Origin of the sequence: Geobacillus proteiniphilus (assembly GCF_001908025.1) — a bacterium.
In the GTDB taxonomy this organism is placed as follows: Bacteria; Bacillota; Bacilli; order Bacillales; family Anoxybacillaceae; genus Geobacillus; species Geobacillus proteiniphilus.
The window spans coordinates 14,874-30,383 of record NZ_MQMG01000015.1; the positions used below are offsets into that span (position 1 = coordinate 14,874).

14 protein-coding genes and 2 pseudogenes are annotated in these 15,510 nt (G+C 54.2%); 13 read left to right on the plus strand and 3 right to left on the minus strand.

The features are described 5' to 3' along the window. Nucleotides 1-15: 15 nt before the first annotated feature. The 9 genes and pseudogenes from BRO54_RS06940 (at nucleotide 16) to BRO54_RS06980 (ending at nucleotide 9,121) form a co-directional block, all read left to right on the plus strand. Entirely contained in the window at nucleotides 16-801 is a 786-nt protein-coding gene (locus tag BRO54_RS06940) for an SDR family oxidoreductase (protein WP_011230526.1), read from the plus strand. Nucleotides 802-818: 17 nt separating this feature from the next. Then, nucleotides 819-1,694, plus strand: a pseudogene (locus BRO54_RS06945) (NAD(P)-dependent oxidoreductase); the annotation flags it as partial. Nucleotides 1,695-1,870: 176 nt separating this feature from the next. Continuing rightward, nucleotides 1,871-3,082 carry an acyl-CoA dehydrogenase gene (locus BRO54_RS06950; RefSeq protein ID WP_074043535.1) on the plus strand — a complete coding sequence of 404 codons (1,212 nt, stop codon included), beginning with the start codon at nucleotides 1,871-1,873 and terminating at the stop codon, nucleotides 3,080-3,082. Between the two features lie 18 nt (nucleotides 3,083-3,100). Then, nucleotides 3,101-3,883, plus strand: a complete 783-nt coding sequence (locus tag BRO54_RS06955; protein ID WP_011230529.1) for an SDR family oxidoreductase — start codon at nucleotides 3,101-3,103, stop codon at nucleotides 3,881-3,883. Nucleotides 3,884-3,904: 21 nt separating this feature from the next. Further along, nucleotides 3,905-5,524: a long-chain-fatty-acid--CoA ligase gene (locus BRO54_RS06960; RefSeq protein ID WP_020278639.1), complete on the plus strand. Its 1,620-nt coding sequence runs from the start codon at nucleotides 3,905-3,907 to the stop codon at nucleotides 5,522-5,524. Nucleotides 5,525-5,617: 93 nt separating this feature from the next. Further along, on the plus strand, nucleotides 5,618-6,202 hold the full coding sequence (locus BRO54_RS06965) for a TetR/AcrR family transcriptional regulator (RefSeq protein WP_014195326.1): 585 nt from the start codon (nucleotides 5,618-5,620) through the stop codon (nucleotides 6,200-6,202). Nucleotides 6,203-6,299: 97 nt separating this feature from the next. Beyond that, complete coding sequence (locus BRO54_RS06970) at nucleotides 6,300-7,358, plus strand: phosphotransferase family protein (RefSeq protein WP_011230532.1); 1,059 nt, start codon at nucleotides 6,300-6,302, stop codon at nucleotides 7,356-7,358. 9 nt (nucleotides 7,359-7,367) lie between these two features. Then, complete coding sequence (locus tag BRO54_RS06975; protein ID WP_014195328.1) at nucleotides 7,368-8,150, plus strand: 2-phosphosulfolactate phosphatase; 783 nt, start codon at nucleotides 7,368-7,370, stop codon at nucleotides 8,148-8,150. Then, a complete protein-coding gene (locus BRO54_RS06980; protein ID WP_014195329.1) occupies nucleotides 8,147-9,121 on the plus strand; it encodes a quinone oxidoreductase family protein in 975 nt (324 codons plus the stop codon). The genes BRO54_RS06975 and BRO54_RS06980 overlap by 4 nt, the downstream gene beginning before the upstream one ends. Nucleotides 9,122-9,266: 145 nt before the next feature. On the opposite strand, the gene BRO54_RS06985 is transcribed toward BRO54_RS06980, so the two are convergent. After that, nucleotides 9,267-10,424, minus strand: coding sequence for an aminotransferase A (locus tag BRO54_RS06985; protein WP_074043536.1), 1,158 nt, complete (start codon nucleotides 10,422-10,424; stop codon nucleotides 9,267-9,269). Nucleotides 10,425-10,578: 154 nt separating this feature from the next. Further along, nucleotides 10,579-10,806, minus strand: coding sequence for an IDEAL domain-containing protein (locus BRO54_RS06990; RefSeq protein WP_011230536.1), 228 nt, complete (start codon nucleotides 10,804-10,806; stop codon nucleotides 10,579-10,581). Nucleotides 10,807-10,995: 189 nt separating this feature from the next. Between BRO54_RS06990 and corA the strand changes: the two genes are divergently transcribed. The 4 genes and pseudogenes from corA to BRO54_RS20985 form a co-directional block, all read left to right on the plus strand. Continuing rightward, nucleotides 10,996-11,994 carry a magnesium/cobalt transporter CorA gene (gene corA, locus BRO54_RS06995; RefSeq protein ID WP_074043537.1) on the plus strand — a complete coding sequence of 333 codons (999 nt, stop codon included), beginning with the start codon at nucleotides 10,996-10,998 and terminating at the stop codon, nucleotides 11,992-11,994. 76 nt (nucleotides 11,995-12,070) lie between these two features. Further along, entirely contained in the window at nucleotides 12,071-12,721 is a 651-nt protein-coding gene (locus BRO54_RS07000) for a glycoside hydrolase domain-containing protein (RefSeq protein WP_011230538.1), read from the plus strand. A 173-nt stretch (nucleotides 12,722-12,894) separates the two neighbouring features. Further along, complete coding sequence (locus tag BRO54_RS07005; protein WP_074043538.1) at nucleotides 12,895-14,523, plus strand: diguanylate cyclase; 1,629 nt, start codon at nucleotides 12,895-12,897, stop codon at nucleotides 14,521-14,523. 55 nt (nucleotides 14,524-14,578) lie between these two features. After that, a pseudogene (locus BRO54_RS20985) lies at nucleotides 14,579-14,876 on the plus strand (glycosyltransferase family 2 protein); the annotation flags it as partial. 169 nt (nucleotides 14,877-15,045) lie between these two features. On the opposite strand, the gene BRO54_RS07015 reads toward BRO54_RS20985, so the two are convergent. Continuing rightward, entirely contained in the window at nucleotides 15,046-15,480 is a 435-nt protein-coding gene (locus tag BRO54_RS07015) for a YkyB family protein (protein ID WP_074043539.1), read from the minus strand. Nucleotides 15,481-15,510: the final 30 nt, after the last annotated feature.

Sequence of the window (15,510 nt, forward strand, 5' to 3'; positions counted from 1 at the left end):
GTTGGAGGGATGACGATGGAACTTGGATTGGCGGGAAAAACGGCGCTTGTCGCTGCCTCGAGCCAAGGGCTTGGCAAGGCGATTGCGCGAGCGCTTGTGCTTGAAGGAACAAACGTGATGATCACGAGCCGAAACGAAGAAAAGTTGCACGAAGTGGCGGAAGAATTGAACAGTTTACATAAGGGACGCGTCGCTTATACGCGCACAGATGTCACCAACGCCGACGACATTCGCCAGCTTGTCGCCAAAACGGTCGAGACGTTTGGGACGATCGATTTGCTCGTCAACAACGCCGGCGGCCCTCCGGCGGGAACGTTTGAAACGGTGAGCGACGAAGACTGGCAATATGCGTTTGAGCTCAATTTGTTAAGCTATATTCGCCTCATTCGCGAAGCGCTCCCTTACTTAAAGAAAAAGGGAGGAAAAATTGTCAACATCGCCTCATCATCGATTAAAGAGCCGATTCCGGGGCTTATTTTATCCAACACGTTCCGCACTGGCATCGTTGGGCTGACGAAAACGCTTGCTGTTGAGCTGGCTCCGGATGGCATTTTAATCAATACGGTGGCTCCTGGTCGGATCGCGACGGAGCGCGTCGCCTTTTTGGACAAAGTGAATGCCGAGAAACTCGGCATTACGAAAGAAGAAATGGAAGCGCGCATGAAAAGCGCCATTCCGCTCGGCCGCTACGGAACCCCTGAAGAGTTTGCCAATGTCGTCGTCTTCTTGCTGTCCGAAGCGAATTCGTACGTTACTGGTCAAGCGCTCATTGTCGATGGCGGCATGGTGAAGGCGATTTAAGGCAAACCGACAGGAGGGAAGACCGGATGAAAACGATCGGATTCATCGGCCTTGGCGTCATGGGGAAAAGCATGGCGCGCCACTTGCTGAAGGCGGGCTATCCACTTCTAGCTTATACACGCACAAAAGAAAAGGCGGAAGACTTGCTTCAAGAAGGAGCGGTTTGGAAGGAAACGGTTGCTGATTTGGCGCGGGAGGCGGATGTCGTCATGACGATGGTTGGCGATCCGCGCGATGTCGAGCAAGTGTATTTCGGCGAGGGTGGCATTTTGGAGAATGCGCGGCCGGGAACATATGTCATCGATATGACGACGTCAACGCCGACGCTCGCGCAATCGATTTACGAGGCGGCCAAGCAAAAGGGCATCCATGCTTTGGACGCCCCGGTGTCCGGCGGCGACATCGGCGCGCGCGAAGGAACGTTGACGATTATGGTCGGCGGTGATGAGGACGTCTTTTTGGCGTGCAAGCCGATTCTCGAGCGGCTTGGCACGAACATCGTGCGGCAAGGAGGAGCTGGAGCCGGCCAGCATACGAAAATGTGCAACCAAATTGCCATCGCGACGAACATGATTGGGGTGTGCGAGGCAATGGCGTATGCGAAGCGGGCTGGTCTTGATCCATTCAAAGTGCTTGAAAGCATCGCCAAAGGGGCAGCCGGCAGCTGGTCGCTGAGCAACTTGGCGCCGCGCATGTTGTCAGGAGATTTTGCTCCTGGGTTTTACGTCAAGCATTTCATTAAAGATATGAAAATTGCGCTTGAGGAAGCCGAGCGGATGAACTTGCCGCTGCCAGGCCTGGCGCTCGCCAAGCAACTGTACGAAGAGTTGGCGCAAGCCGGTGAGGAAAACAGCGGCACGCAAGCGTTATACAAGCGGTATGTTAAGGCGTAAGCGGGGCGGTTGTTCGCCCCTTTTTTATCCTCTCTGTCTTCTCAGCGAAGCAGGGGAGATGGGAAGCGCAAATTCGAATGCATTTATTCTAAAAATATTGAATATTTCTTCTTGTAGAGGTATAGTAAAAGTAGAAAGGACATACCAACCGGTTAGTATAAAAGGGAGGGGAGCATATGGACTTTTCCTATTCGCCGAAAGTGAAAGAGTTGATCAAAAAATTAAGCGCTTTCATGGAAGAGTATATTTATCCGAATGAGAAAGTATACGAAGAGCAGCTAAACGCACAAGAGTCGAGATGGTCGGGCGTGCCGCCGATCATGGAAGAATTGAAGGAAAAGGCGAAAAAAGAAGGACTGTGGAATTTATTTTTGCCAGACAGCGAATACGGCGCGGGATTAACGAATGTCGAATACGCGCCGCTTTGCGAAATTATGGGCCGTTCGCTCATCGCTCCGGAAGTGTTCAACTGCAATGCGCCCGATACCGGCAACATGGAAGTGCTCGTCCGCTATGGCACAGAGGAGCAAAAGAAAAAATGGCTGATCCCGTTGTTAAACGGGGAAATCCGCTCATGCTTTTCGATGACGGAGCCGGATGTCGCGTCGAGCGATGCGACGAACATTCGCGCCTCCATCGTCCGCGACGGCGATGAGTATGTCATCACCGGGCGGAAATGGTGGTCGTCTGGAGCCGGCGACCCGCGCTGCAAAGTTGCCATCGTCATGGGAAAAACGAATCCGGATGCGCCAAAACATGAGCAACAGTCGATGATCATCGTTCCGCTCGATACGCCAGGAGTGAAAATCGAACGGATGCTGCCGGTGTTCGGCTTTGACCATGCGCCGCACGGACATGCCGAAATTACGTATGACCATGTGCGCGTGCCGAAAGAAAACATCATTTGGGGCGAAGGAAAAGGGTTCGCCATCGCTCAAGGTCGGCTTGGCCCGGGACGGATCCACCATTGCATGCGCTTGATTGGAGCGGCGGAGCGAGCGCTTGAACTCATGTGCCGGCGCGTACAGTCGCGGGTGGCGTTCGGCAAGCCGCTCGCTGAACACGGCGTCATCCGCGAGTGGATCGCCCAGTCGCGCATTGAGATCGAGCAGGCGCGCTTGCTGACGCTAAAGGCGGCGTACATGATGGATACGGTCGGCAACAAAGCGGCGCGCAAAGAAATTGCGATGATTAAAGTGGTGGCGCCCAATGTCGCTTTGAAGGTCATCGACCGTGCCATTCAGGCGTTTGGCGCCGCTGGGGTGAGCAACGATTTTCCGCTTGCCGCCATGTGGGCGAACTCGCGCACGCTCCGTCTGGCCGATGGGCCGGACGAAGTGCATAAAGAGCAAGTTGCCAAGCTTGAATTGCGGCAATATCAACAATAAGGGAGAGGAAGTGGTCGTATGCATGTGTTGGACTTATTTAAAATCGAGGGGAAAACCGCCATTGTCACTGGCGGTGGGCGCGGGCTCGGCGAGCAAATTGCCGTCGGTCTTGCCGAAGCCGGGGCGAACGTCGTCGTTTGTTCGCGGAAAGTGGAAGCGTGCGAGCAAGTGAAAGAAAAGCTTGAACAGCTCGGCGTCCGTTCGCTGGCGCTGCGGTGCGATGTGACGAATCCGGAGGAGGTCAAACATGTCGTCGAAACGACCGTCAAAGAGTTTGGCGGCATCGACATTTTAGTCAACAACAGCGGAGCGACGTGGGGAGCGCCGGTCGAGGAAATGCCGCTTGAGGCATGGCAAAAGGTGATCAACGTCAACGTTACCGGCACGTTTCTCATGAGCCAGGCGGTCGGCAAGGTGATGATCGCCAAACAAACCGGCGGTTCCATCATCAATATCGCTTCCGTCGCTGGCCTTGGCGGCACGCACCCGGACATTTTAAATACGATCGGCTACAACACGAGCAAAGGGGCGGTTATTACGTTTACGAGGGACCTAGCAGCCAAATGGGGGAAGCACGGCATTCGCGTCAACGCGGTGGCGCCGGGCTTTTTCCCGACGAAAATGTCAAAAGTCGTTCTTGAACGCGTTGGGAAAAAAGTGCTCGAGCATACGCCGCTCGGCCGCTTTGGCGGCGAAGATGACTTGAAAGGGGCCGTCTTGTTTCTCGCTTCCCCGGCGTCCGCCTTTGTCACGGGCGCGCTCCTCGTCGTTGACGGCGGCAGCCATGCGACCGGCATTTAATTAAAAAAGGGGGAAACGCAAATGAGTGAAAAACGGGCGTTGTCTCTTTATCCGGAACACATTTCGTTCTATATGGATATTCCCGACAAAACGGTATGCGATGTACTGCATGAACGAGCGGCGGAATTCGGCTCCCAGCCGGCGCTGACATTTTACGACAAGACGATCACCTATGCCGAGCTTGAGGCGGCGGTCAACCGTTTCACCTCAAGCCTGCAGGCGCTTGGGGTGCAAAAAGGCGACCGCGTCGCGATTATGCTGCCGAACTGCCCGCAGTATGTCATCGCTTACTACGGCATTTTGCAGGCGGGCGCGATCGTCACACAAGTGAACCCGATGCTTGTTGAGCGCGAACTTGCCTATTTGCTCAAAGACTCCGGCGCCGAGACGATCGTCATTTATGAACCGCTTTATCCGCGCCTTGCCGCCGTCAGAGGGGAGACAGCCGTCAAACAAGCGATCACTGTCAGCTTCGGAGCGCCGCCATCCGTTTCGCTGGCTGAAGGAGATGTCACGTTTGACGAATTTCTTGCTGCAGGAAGCGGAGCTGTGCGCCCGGTGTCGATCGAATCAACGCATGACGTCGCTGTGTTGCAATATACTGGCGGGACGACAGGGCGCTCAAAAGGGGCGATGCTCACCCATCGCAACATTTTCGCCAACGTCTTGCAATGCGCCGAATTTTTCAAAGGGACATTTGAGTTCGGGAAAGAGCGATATTTAACTGTCATCCCGTTGTTCCACGTGTTCGCGATGACGTCGGGAATGAACTTGGCCATTTACCAAGGAGCGGAAAACATTTTGCTGCCGCGCTTTGAGCTGAAAGAAGTGTTGGAGACGATTCGCGACAAGCAGCCGACCGTGTTTCCAGGCGTGCCGACGATGTATGTCGCTATTACAAATACTCCTGGAGTCGAGCAATACGGCATCAGTAGCATTAAAACGTGCAACAGCGGCAGCGCGCCGATGCCGCTTGAATTGATGCGCGATTTCGAAGCGAAAACGGGAGCGGTTATCCTTGAAGGATACGGCTTGTCCGAAGCCTCGCCAGTGACGCATTGCAATCCGCCGTTTGCGGCGCGCAAGCCGGGCACGGTCGGCATCGGCATGCCGCTGACCGAGTACAAAGTCGTCGATGTGGCGACTGGCACGCAAGAGCTGCCGCCAGGCGAAGTCGGCGAGCTGATTATCCGTGGACCGCAAGTGATGAAAGGCTATTGGAACATGCCGGAAGAAACGGCGGCGGCGCTGCGCGACGGTTGGCTGTACACTGGCGATTTGGCTTCGATTGACGAGGAAGGGTATGTGACGATTGTCGACCGGAAAAAAGATCTGATCATCGCCGGCGGCTATAACATTTATCCGCGTGAAATCGAAGAAGTGCTGTACGAACATCCAGCGGTGAAAGAGGCGGCGGCAGTTGGTGTGCCTGATCCGTACCGCGGCGAAACGGTGAAGGCGATTATCGTTTTAAAAGATGGAATGCAGGCAAGCGAAGAAGAAATTCTTGCCCATTGCCGAAAAAACTTAGCGGCGTACAAAGTGCCGCGCATTGTCGAGTTCCGTGCCGAACTGCCGAAGACGAACGTCGGGAAAATTTTGCGCCGCGCCTTGCGTGAAGAGGCGTCCCGCCCGCAATAACAGAGGGCTTTCGGCCAAGTCCCAAAGCGGGCTTGGCCGTTTTATGGTACAATAGCTGGCAGCGACTACATTTTAGGCAAGAGGTGTAAAAACATGAAGGAGAAAATTATGGCTGCCAGCATTGAGCTGTTTGAACAAAATGGGTTCAGCGAAACATCGATCCAAGACATCGTTGACGCCCTCGGGGTGACAAAAGGGACGTTTTATTACTATTTTACAAGCAAAGAAGAACTGTTGATGGATATTCACCTTCGCTACATTGAAGGGCTGCTTGACGAAGAGGAGCGCATTATAAGCGATAAACGGCGCCCGTTGCGGGAGAAGCTGTATGACATTATCTTCATGCTCATTCATAATGTCGAGCGGCAAGGACGGGAAGCACGCATTTTTTTTCGTGAAATGAAGCATTTGAGTGAGGAGCATTTACAAAAAGTAAAAGAAAAGCGCGATTTGTTTCGCCAACGGTTGCAGGCGTTAATTGAGGAAGGAATGAAAAACGGTGAACTGCGCTGCGATTTGTCGCCATCGATCGCCACGCTTACCGTTCTTGGGGCGGCCAATTGGAGCTACCAATGGTTTCGTCCGGACGGCGAGCTGACCGATGCCGAGGTGGCGAAGCAGATGGTGGAGATCCTGCTTGATGGCATGAGCGCGCCGTCTGTCTCGAAAGCCGAGTGAAAAGAGAGACAAACAAGTTTGATCCGAGGTGTGTCGATGGATGCTGCCCGTGCGGCGGCATGGCGCGCTTGAATTGTTGACCAAGGGGGAGAGGGAGATGACAGCGATTATTCCAGTGCGCAAGGGGGAAGAACTGCCGGCAGGGAAGCTGGCCAAGTTTTTGCGCACGGTGCTGCCGGACATGCCGGATGGGGAGCTCGAGATCCAGCAATTTTCCGCCGGCCGGTCGAATTTGACGTATTTGCTCCGCTGTGGGGAGTGGGAGGCGGTGCTGCGCCGGCCGCCGTTTGGCCCGGTGCCGCCGAAAGCGCACGATATGAAGCGGGAGAGCACGTGGCTTTCTGAAATCCATCCGCTGTTCCCGCTCGCCCCGAAACCATTCTATTTTTGTGAAGACGAATCGGTGATCGGCAGTCCGTTTTTCGTCATGGAGCGGCGGCATGGCGTCGTGATTGACAGTGATTTTCCCGATGGCATCACTCCGACGGAGGAGGTTTGCCGTGGCATTTCCGAGACGATGGTCGAGACGCTTGTCCGTATCCATCAAATTGATTATACGAACACACGCCTCGTTCAGATGGTAAAGCCGGATGGGTTTATGGAACGGCAAGTGCACGGATGGATCCAGCGCTATGAGCGGGCCAAGACGGATGATATTCCGGAAGCCGAGGCGCTGATGAAGTGGCTCGCTTCTCATATTCCACCGCAGCGCGAAGCAACCGTAATCCATTACGATTTTAAGCTGAATAACGCTTTGTTTGCCAAAGACGACATCACCAAAATGGTTGGGCTGTTTGATTGGGAGATGTCGACGGTCGGGGATCCGCTTGCCGATTTGGCGGTGGCCATGAGTTATTGGATTGAGGAAGACGATCCTCCACTCATTAAAAGTGGGTTTGGCCGCGCGCCGGTCACCGTCCGTCCCGGTTTTTATACGCGCGAACAGTTTATTGAGGCATATGCCAAAAAAAGCGGCCGTGATGTGTCCGATATACACGTTTATTTAACGTTTGCCTACTTTAAATTAGCGGTCATTTGCCAGCAAATTTATTACCGCTACCGCCGCGGACAGACGAACGATGAGCGGTTTCGCCATTTTGGCCAGTTTGTCGAAGCGCTCATTGAGCATGCATGGCAGCTGGCGACAGGACGGTGAGGCGGCGTGATGACAAAAGTGCATGTCGTGCTGCGCAAAGAAGACATTGATGAGATGGCGCTTGCTGATCGAAAGGTGGCTGTCGTGTTCGATGTTTTGCTTGCCACCTCGTCGATTACAGCAGTTCTCTCTGCCGGCGCTCGTTCGGTGATCCCGGTGCGCGATGCCGAGGAGGCCAAGGAGATCGCGCTTCGCTTGCCAGAGGGCAGCTATGAGCTCGTCGGCGAATACGAAGGGCGGACGATCGCCGGTTTTCATCCGCCGGCGCCGCTGTTTTTGCAAACGGTTTGTCCAGGGAAAACAGTCGTGCTATCGACGACCAATGGCACGGTGGCGATTCGCAGAGCTCAGCCAGCCCGTGCGGTGTACGCGGCGAGCTTGCTGAACAGCCCGGCGGTCAGCGAGCATATTTGCCGTTTACATCAGGAAGAGACGATCATTGTGATTTGTTCCGGCTCGTCGGGCCGTTTTTGCCTAGAAGACTTTTATGGCGCCGGCTACTTTGTGCACTGCTTGATCGAGCAAGGGATCAACGCGGCGGAGCTGTCCGACAGCGCGACGGCCGCATGGTTCTTTTACCGGCAATATTCAGATGAAGGAAAGGCGAAAGAAGTGTTGTCTGCCTCGCGCGTCGGCCGTTGGATGACGGCGTACGGCTTGGAAAAAGAAATCGACTACATCAACCGGCACGGGTCGCTTTCTGCCGTTCCAAAACTTGAGCTGGGGCCGTTCGGCCTGGAACTGCGCAATATGGCGTCGACAAAAGTAACGAAAGAGGGGATATCGCCATGAAATTTGTCCAATTCGTTGAATACGGTGGACCGGATGTCTTGCGTGTTTGCGAAGGCGAACGTCCGAAACCCACGGGGCGGCAAGTCGTGATTGAAGCTGAAGCGATCGGCGTCAACTATGCGGATACAGCCCGACGGGAAGGCCGCTATGTTGTGCCGACGCCGCTTCCGTTCATCCCTGGGACGGAAGTGGCCGGCGTTGTCCGTGAAGTTGGTCCGGAGGTGCAAACGGTCCTCCCGGGGCAACGCGTCGTCGCGTTGATCGAATCCGGCGGCTACGCTGAGTTTGTCGCCGTCGATGAACGGGCGGTCGTGCCGCTTCCGGATGGAATGGATGCCCGGCAGGCGGCGGCCTTGCCGGTGCAAGGGCTAAGCGCCTACCATATTCTCAAAACGATGGGCCGCTTGGAAGAAGGGGAGACGGTGCTCGTTCATGCCGCAGCCGGCGGCGTTGGGACGATTGCCGTCCAATTGGCGAAACGGTTCGGCGCCAAAATGGTCATCGCCACGGCAAGCACGGAGGAAAAACGAGCGCTCGCCAAACAGCTTGGCGCTGATGTCACCATTGATTATACAAAAGACAGCTGGGCTGCGGACGTGATGGAGGCGACCGGTGGGCGCGGCGTCGATGTCGCTTTGGAAATGGCGGGCGGCGATGTCTTTCATCAGACGCTCGATTGCCTTGCTCCGTTCGGCCGCCTGGTCGTATATGGGGCGGCGAGCGGGGAAATGACGCGTCTCAATCCAGTCCGGCTGATGGCGAAAAACTGGTCAGTGATCGGCTTTTTCTTGCCGCAAATCATGAAAAAGCGGGCGTTGTACGAACAAAGTTTGCGGGAATTGCTCGCGTGGGTGCAGGAAGGAAGCCTGAAGCTGATGATCGGCGGCGTCTACCCGCTTGAGCAGGCTTCTGAAGTGCATCGGCTGCTGCAGGGGCGGAAAACGCATGGCAAGCTATTGCTTGTGCCATAAGTAAAGAAGAGGGTGTTCCAAAAGGATTGGGACACCCTTTTCTTGTATATTCCCCTAAAGCCAATGATGAACAAAAGTCGAAAGAAAAGCAGCCTTTTTCTAATGGGGGCATGGCGGCCTAAACCGATACGATTTTTGAAAACCGTTACGGTCTGCGGCGCTTCGTTTGGATATACCGCTCGAGCCGGTCAAGCCCTTCTTTGAGCACATCGAGCGAATAAGCGTACGACAGGCGGACATGGCCTTCACCGTATTCGGAAAAGGCGCTGCCGGGAACGAGGGCGACCCCGGCGTTTTCGACGACATCGAGGGCAAAATCAAACGAAGACATGCCAAAGGCGGCGATTGACGGAAACAAGTAAAAGGCTCCATCCGGCTTCTCAACCGGCAGCCCCATGGCGGTGAGACGACTGTAGGCATACTCAAGCCGCTCGGCGTAGGCGGCGCGCATCACCTCGGCGTCGTTTTTGCCGGCGGTCAGCGCCTCCACCGCCGCTTTTTGGCTGATCGATGACGTGCACGAGACGCTGTATTGGTGCACTTTCACCATTTGTTCAACGGCGAACGCTGGAGCGAAGACAAACCCGATGCGCCAACCCGTCATGGAGTGCGATTTGCTTAAACCGTTGATGACGATCGTCTGCTCCGGCAGCCACTCGGCGATCGAGCGATGGCGTCCGTGGTAAACGAGCTCGCTGTAAATTTCATCGGAAACGATCCAAATCGGCCGTCCTTTCAAAAGGGAAGCGATGTTCTCAAGCTCTTTGGCTGACAGCGCCGTCCCGGTTGGATTTGATGGGTATGGAAGAACGAGGCAGCGCGTCTTTTCCGTCAAATAAGGCGCAATGAGCTCGGCCGACAGACGGAAACCGTTTGGCCTTGTGTCGATGTACACCGGTTTCGCCCCGCACAGGCGGATGAGCGGTTCATAGCCAGGATAGACTGGCGCGGGAAGAAGCACTTCCGTCCCTTCCTCCAAAATCGTGCGAAACGCGATATCAAGCGCTTGGCTGGCGCCGACGGTGGCGATGACTTCGTCCGGCGTGTAGCGAAGGCCGTACTTGTCAGCGACGAATTGGCAAGCCGCCTGGCGCAGTTCAAGCAGGCCGGCGTTCGCTGTATACGTCGTGAAATCGGCGGCGATCGCTTCCTGAGCGGCCGCTTTGACATGATCGGGCGTTGGGAAATCAGGCTGGCCGATCGTCAAGGAAACAAGTCCCGGCCGGTCGGCGACAAGGTTGAAAAATTGGCGGATGCCTGATAACTGAATGGCTTGAACGCGTGGTTGAATGAGGTGTTTCACCGGTTGTCCACCTTTCTTTTTTGTTTCTATTGTACCATTGGCGAGGAAAACGAAAAAACAAAAATGAGCCCCTTTCCGTCCGGATTGTTTCCTCAAACGGAAATGGGGCTCACTTGGTCATCGACGATTCACTTTCCAACTTCGTTCGCTCCTTTTACGCGCCGTATTTTTTCAACAGGTCGTTATATTGGGCGGAAAGCTTGAAAAACAACGGTTTGTTGCCGGCCGCGAGCGCTTCATCGATTTGTTCCATCAGTTTTTTTCTTTGAAACTGGAAGATCGCTTCTTTCAGCACTTGTTCGGCCATCGGCCCGTAGCTGCTTTTTTCTTCCGGCTGGTTGAACAAAACGGCGCCTTCATTCGGGTATTGTTTTTCGTACATGATTCAGTCCCTCCCATATGGGAACGAAACAGTTCCCTTTATTATATTATCGTCGTTTTTGATGCCAATGTAAAGAAAATTTAGATAAATATTTTTTGTCAATTTTTTCTCTACATGATTTTTATACCCGTTTTTTGTTGGGGCTTAACAGTTTTTCGGTTATGATAAGAGGAGAACAAGGCAAAGGTGATGGCGATGATTCGCACGTGTGTCGTGACAAAAGAATTTGAGATTTTATATGATGTTGACTTAACGCTTGTCAACAGCCCAGACGTCTCATGGTATTGGGTTGACTTTCATGAGCCGACGGATGAGGAATCGGAGTTGCTCGCCTCCTTTTTCCGTTTCCACCCACTGGCGATTGAAGACTGTCTCGAATATGTGCAACGGCCGAAGCTCGATTTTTACGACCGCTACTTGTTTGTCGTTCTTCATGCCATTGCCGGGATGACGCTGGAGGCTGAGGAGGTCGATTTGTTTGTCGGGCAAAACTTCATCGTTTCGTTTCATAAGTCGCCGATCCATGCCGTCGACGAGGTGTGGGAGCGATTGAAGCATGAAGAAGATGTTCAGCAGGGGCCGTTTCACGTCATGTACCGGCTGATCGATAAGCTTGTGGATGATTATTTCCCACCGCTTTACCATATTGAAGACGTGCTGAACGATTTAGAGGAGAATACGAACAACGAACCGATTCATGACATTATTGAAAAAGTGTTTGACATCCGTGGTGATTTATCGAAGCTGCGCCGGACGATCGTGCCGATGCGCGACTTGTTGTACCGCATCATCCATTCCGACCGGCTGCAGCGCATGAAAGAACGGCAGCTGTACTTTCATGACATTTATGATCATTTGCTGAAGCTGTCGGAAATGATTGAGACAAACCGAGAAATTACCGCGGATATCCGCGACAGCTATTTATCGCTCAACTCGAATCGAATGAACAATATTATGATGACATTTACAGCCATTACGACCATTTTCATGCCGCTCTCCTTTATTGCCGGCATTTATGGGATGAACTTTGATTATATGCCTGAATTGCACTGGAAGTACGGATACTTTGTTGTATTGGCTGCCATGGCGGTGATCGGCATGACGATGTTCGTCTGGTTTAAGCGCAACGGCTGGTTTCAGTTGTTGAAAGGCGACTGGGCGAAGGAGGAGCGGGAGCGCCGCCAGTAGCCGTATAAAACGGGCTGTTCCCCTCATATATATAATTACATAATGACGGCAGCGTAAGCGCGAAGGAGGGGAACCGATGGCAAGAGGAATTTGGGGAGTCGACTCGGCGCAAGCCGTAACGGATCAGCTGTTTCAATGCGTGCGGACGGAGCTTGGCTATCCGAAATTTTGGGGCCGTTATTTGTCGGAAGTGCCGAACGTGTCCGAAGGGTTGACACGCGACGAGATCGCCCGCATCCGCAGCTATGGCGTGAAGGTGCTGCCGATTTATAACGCCTTCCGCGAAGCGGTCGGCTATGCGAACGGTCAGGTGGCGGCGCGCAACGCGGTGTTCCATGCGCGGCGGCTCGGCATTCCGAAAAATAAACTGCTGTTTGCCAACATCGAAGACTTTTTCGCTGTGGATGCCGCTTGGATCGCTGCTTGGGTGGAAACGCTCTATCCGACCGGATACCGGCCGGGGCTGTACGCGGACCCGACGAAAGGGGATTTCGCCGCTGCCTATTGCGAGGCGGTCAGCCGGAACAACCAAGTGGCGGTGCAGGCGGTCATTTGGAGCGCCGCACCAAGGCCGGGAACGACGAAAGAGCAGAAAGCGCCGCGCTATCAGCCGGCTGCCCCGCCTTGCAGCGCGAATGTCTGGGTGTGGCAGTACGGGCGTGATGCAGAAGTCTGCCCGGTTGACACGAATTTAGCTGACCGACGCCTATTGGACTTTTTGTATTGAACAAAGCCGTTGCAAAAAAAGGCAGCGGCTTTTTTATGCGGCTGGGAAATTGTTGGCTGTTGCGCGTCTTTTCTTTTAATTTTTTTGCTTGGATCGATTATATTAGTAATAGGAAAAAAGGAGGATGTCAGTCGGTTGGGGAAAACGGAACGATGATCGAAAGGAGAGGGAATATGGATCGGTCTGTCGCCTCACTGTTGGATCGCATCCATGAACAATACGAACGATGGAGGACGGGACCGCCGCTTGACGGTGTGGAATTGGCCCGATTTTTCAATGCTGTCGGCCGGACGGCGGCGGTGATTGGCCTTAGCGACATCGCTGCTGAAGCAGAGCGGTTCATTCACCGGTTGAACGGCCAAACGGAACGGCAATGGACAGCGGAGGAGGCGCTGATGGAGATGGTTCCTCTCCTTCGCTGCTTCTATGAAGCCGGGGAAGCGGCTTCTGCCACCATTCCCTCTTCGCACCGCCAAGGGCCGAAAGCAGCGATTCTCCTCTGTGGAAATGATCCCCTGTTTTTTGCTTACGTCCGCGGCGCCCTGCAAACCGTGCCATGGCGTTTCACGACGATTCCCTCCCTTGAGCAGGCGGCCGCGTCGATGTTTCGTCTCAGCCCGGATTGCATCATCGTCAGCGTGAAGGAGGGAGAGTGGGAGAATCCGGACTTGACGGTTTTGCTTGAGCGCGCCGGACAGCGCCCCTATCTTCCTGTTGTCATTGTGAGGAGAGACGAGGGCAAAGAGGGGCGGTTGAAAGGTTATGAGCTTGGCGCGGATGATGTCATCACCACCCCAGCGGCAGATGAGCTGTTCGTTCGCGTTCGCCGGCTCATTGAAAAAAAACGAAAAATCGATGACCTTGTGCTCATTGACGAATTGACAGGTGTGTACAACCGGAAGTATTTGCCGCGGGTATACGCCCGCCTTCGGAGCGACCTCGAGCGTTACGGAGCGCCAAGCTGTTTGGCGTTGCTTGATTTGGACCATTTCAAACAAGTCAATGACCGTTTCGGCCACCTTGCAGGCGATGCGGTATTGCAAAAGCTGGCTGCCTTTTTGCGCCAACATACACGCGGAGTGGATACCGTCGTTCGCTTTGGGGGCGAAGAGTTTGTCGTTTGGCTGGCCAAAACGTCCAAAAGCGAGGCTCGTGCAGTGCTTGAGCGGCTGCAACGCCAGTTCGCCGCCGAAAAAATCGAGGCGGATGGCGCACTTCTATCATGTACGTTTTCCGCCGGCCTGGTTGAGTGCGATGAACCGGATCGGCCGCTTGACTATTGGCTGCGTCTGGCCGACAAGGCGCTGTATGCGGCGAAACGAGGCGGCGGCAATCGGATCGAAGAGGCGGCGCGTGAGAAAAGCGGTTCTTCGGATGAGGCCCCAAGCCAAGCATCAACGGATCGGCGGCGATGGGCGATTGCCATCGTAGACGACGATGAACTCGTGCGGATGATGATTGCTGATCTTGTCCGCAAGCTCGTCAATGAGCAGGGGAGGAAAGCAGACATTTACGAGTTTGGCGACGGCCTTTCGTTTCTCGAATCTCCGTTTTATCAAAGCGGGCGGCAATCTGTCGTCATTTTGGATCGGGTGATGCCAAAAATGGACGGCCTTGAGGTGCTGAACCGCCTCCGTCAAGAGCGAAAGCCATACAAGGTGATGATGCTAACGTCGCGCCAAGATGAGCGGGATATTGCCCATGCGCTGAACCGAGGAGCGGACGAATATGTGACAAAGCCGTTCAAATGGTTTGAACTTGAGGCGCGGCTGCGCCGGCTGCTGAAGGAGCTGGATGAGTGATGGCGCTGTTGGTCGTCTTCACGGCAGCAACAGTGGGTGATCGAAGCGGGCGAATATTGTCGTTGTTTTCTCCTTATTTCTCGGAATCCTGTACATCGAATTCGCTCTTCTTTTGCTGACGGTTTCGGTTTTGTACGGTTCGCTCTTCTCAGCCGCCGCCGTCTTGCTTGAAGAATGGACCGAGCGGAAGCTCCCGAGCGTTTCTGATTTGGTGAAGCTTTTTTTCTTCGCGTTGACCGAGACGTTTTGGTACCGCCCGCTTACCGCTTGGTGGCGGTGCGAAGGGGTGATCGATGCCATTCGCCGAAAAAAAGCAATGGGGGAGCATAAAGCGGAAAGGGGTGTCAGCGTAGCCGACAGAACAGCAGCCAGATTGTTGGTTTTAGAGCAACGAAACAGGAGGGCATGGTCTTCATGAAAGGAAGCGAAAATGCGGGGGAAAGATGAAGCGAAAAGAGGCATCAGCTCCCCTGTTGCCGCCCTGGCACCAAGGTGAGCCTCCTGTTAAAAACCGGCGGCCGCTTAATAGCGGTCGCCGAGCCGTTTAAATACCGGCCTTGTCAGCTGTTTCGGACTTTGTTCCGGTTTTTCCTTCAGTCCGGTGTAGGCGATGAGAATGGCTTTGGCCTCCGACAGCGGCATCCGAGCTGGAGGGTTGCGGTACGAATCGTTGAGAGCGCCAAGATGCGGAAGGGCAGCGAAATCTTGTTTCGTCGGTGGGATGTGGAAATAGTAGTCGCCGACGGCGACGAGCACGTCGGATTGCTGTTGGCTGTATTTCGGATTGCGTGAAAAATGGAGGCCGACTTTTTTCGCCTTGCCCTCCTCAAGCAGCTTCTCGATCGCTTTTTTCTTCAGAAGATAAAGAAACGAAGGGTTCAATGCTGTTTTGGCATGGCGGTTGACGGTAAAAATCGCTTTGGCAATATTGTCGACCGTCAATTGCACCGGTTTCATCGGCATGTCTCCTTTTTTCTTTCTATTATA

Bases quoted from the DNA above. Each gene is read 5' to 3' on its own strand.
- BRO54_RS06940 (WP_011230526.1), top strand. From the start codon at position 16: ATGGAACTTGGATTGGCGGGAAAAACGGCGCTTGTCGCTGCCTCGAGC.
- BRO54_RS06950 (WP_074043535.1), top strand. From the start codon at position 1,871: ATGGACTTTTCCTATTCGCCGAAAGTGAAAGAGTTGATCAAAAAATTA.
- BRO54_RS06955 (WP_011230529.1), top strand. From the start codon at position 3,101: ATGCATGTGTTGGACTTATTTAAAATCGAGGGGAAAACCGCCATTGTC.
- BRO54_RS06960 (WP_020278639.1), top strand. From the start codon at position 3,905: ATGAGTGAAAAACGGGCGTTGTCTCTTTATCCGGAACACATTTCGTTC.
- BRO54_RS06965 (WP_014195326.1), top strand. From the start codon at position 5,618: ATGAAGGAGAAAATTATGGCTGCCAGCATTGAGCTGTTTGAACAAAAT.
- BRO54_RS06970 (WP_011230532.1), top strand. From the start codon at position 6,300: ATGACAGCGATTATTCCAGTGCGCAAGGGGGAAGAACTGCCGGCAGGG.
- BRO54_RS06975 (WP_014195328.1), top strand. From the start codon at position 7,368: ATGACAAAAGTGCATGTCGTGCTGCGCAAAGAAGACATTGATGAGATG.
- BRO54_RS06980 (WP_014195329.1), top strand. From the start codon at position 8,147: ATGAAATTTGTCCAATTCGTTGAATACGGTGGACCGGATGTCTTGCGT.
- BRO54_RS06990 (WP_011230536.1), bottom strand. From the start codon at position 10,806: ATGTACGAAAAACAATACCCGAATGAAGGCGCCGTTTTGTTCAACCAG.
- corA (WP_074043537.1), top strand. From the start codon at position 10,996: ATGGCGATGATTCGCACGTGTGTCGTGACAAAAGAATTTGAGATTTTA.
- BRO54_RS07000 (WP_011230538.1), top strand. From the start codon at position 12,071: ATGGCAAGAGGAATTTGGGGAGTCGACTCGGCGCAAGCCGTAACGGAT.
- BRO54_RS07005 (WP_074043538.1), top strand. From the start codon at position 12,895: ATGGATCGGTCTGTCGCCTCACTGTTGGATCGCATCCATGAACAATAC.
- BRO54_RS07015 (WP_074043539.1), bottom strand. From the start codon at position 15,480: ATGAAACCGGTGCAATTGACGGTCGACAATATTGCCAAAGCGATTTTT.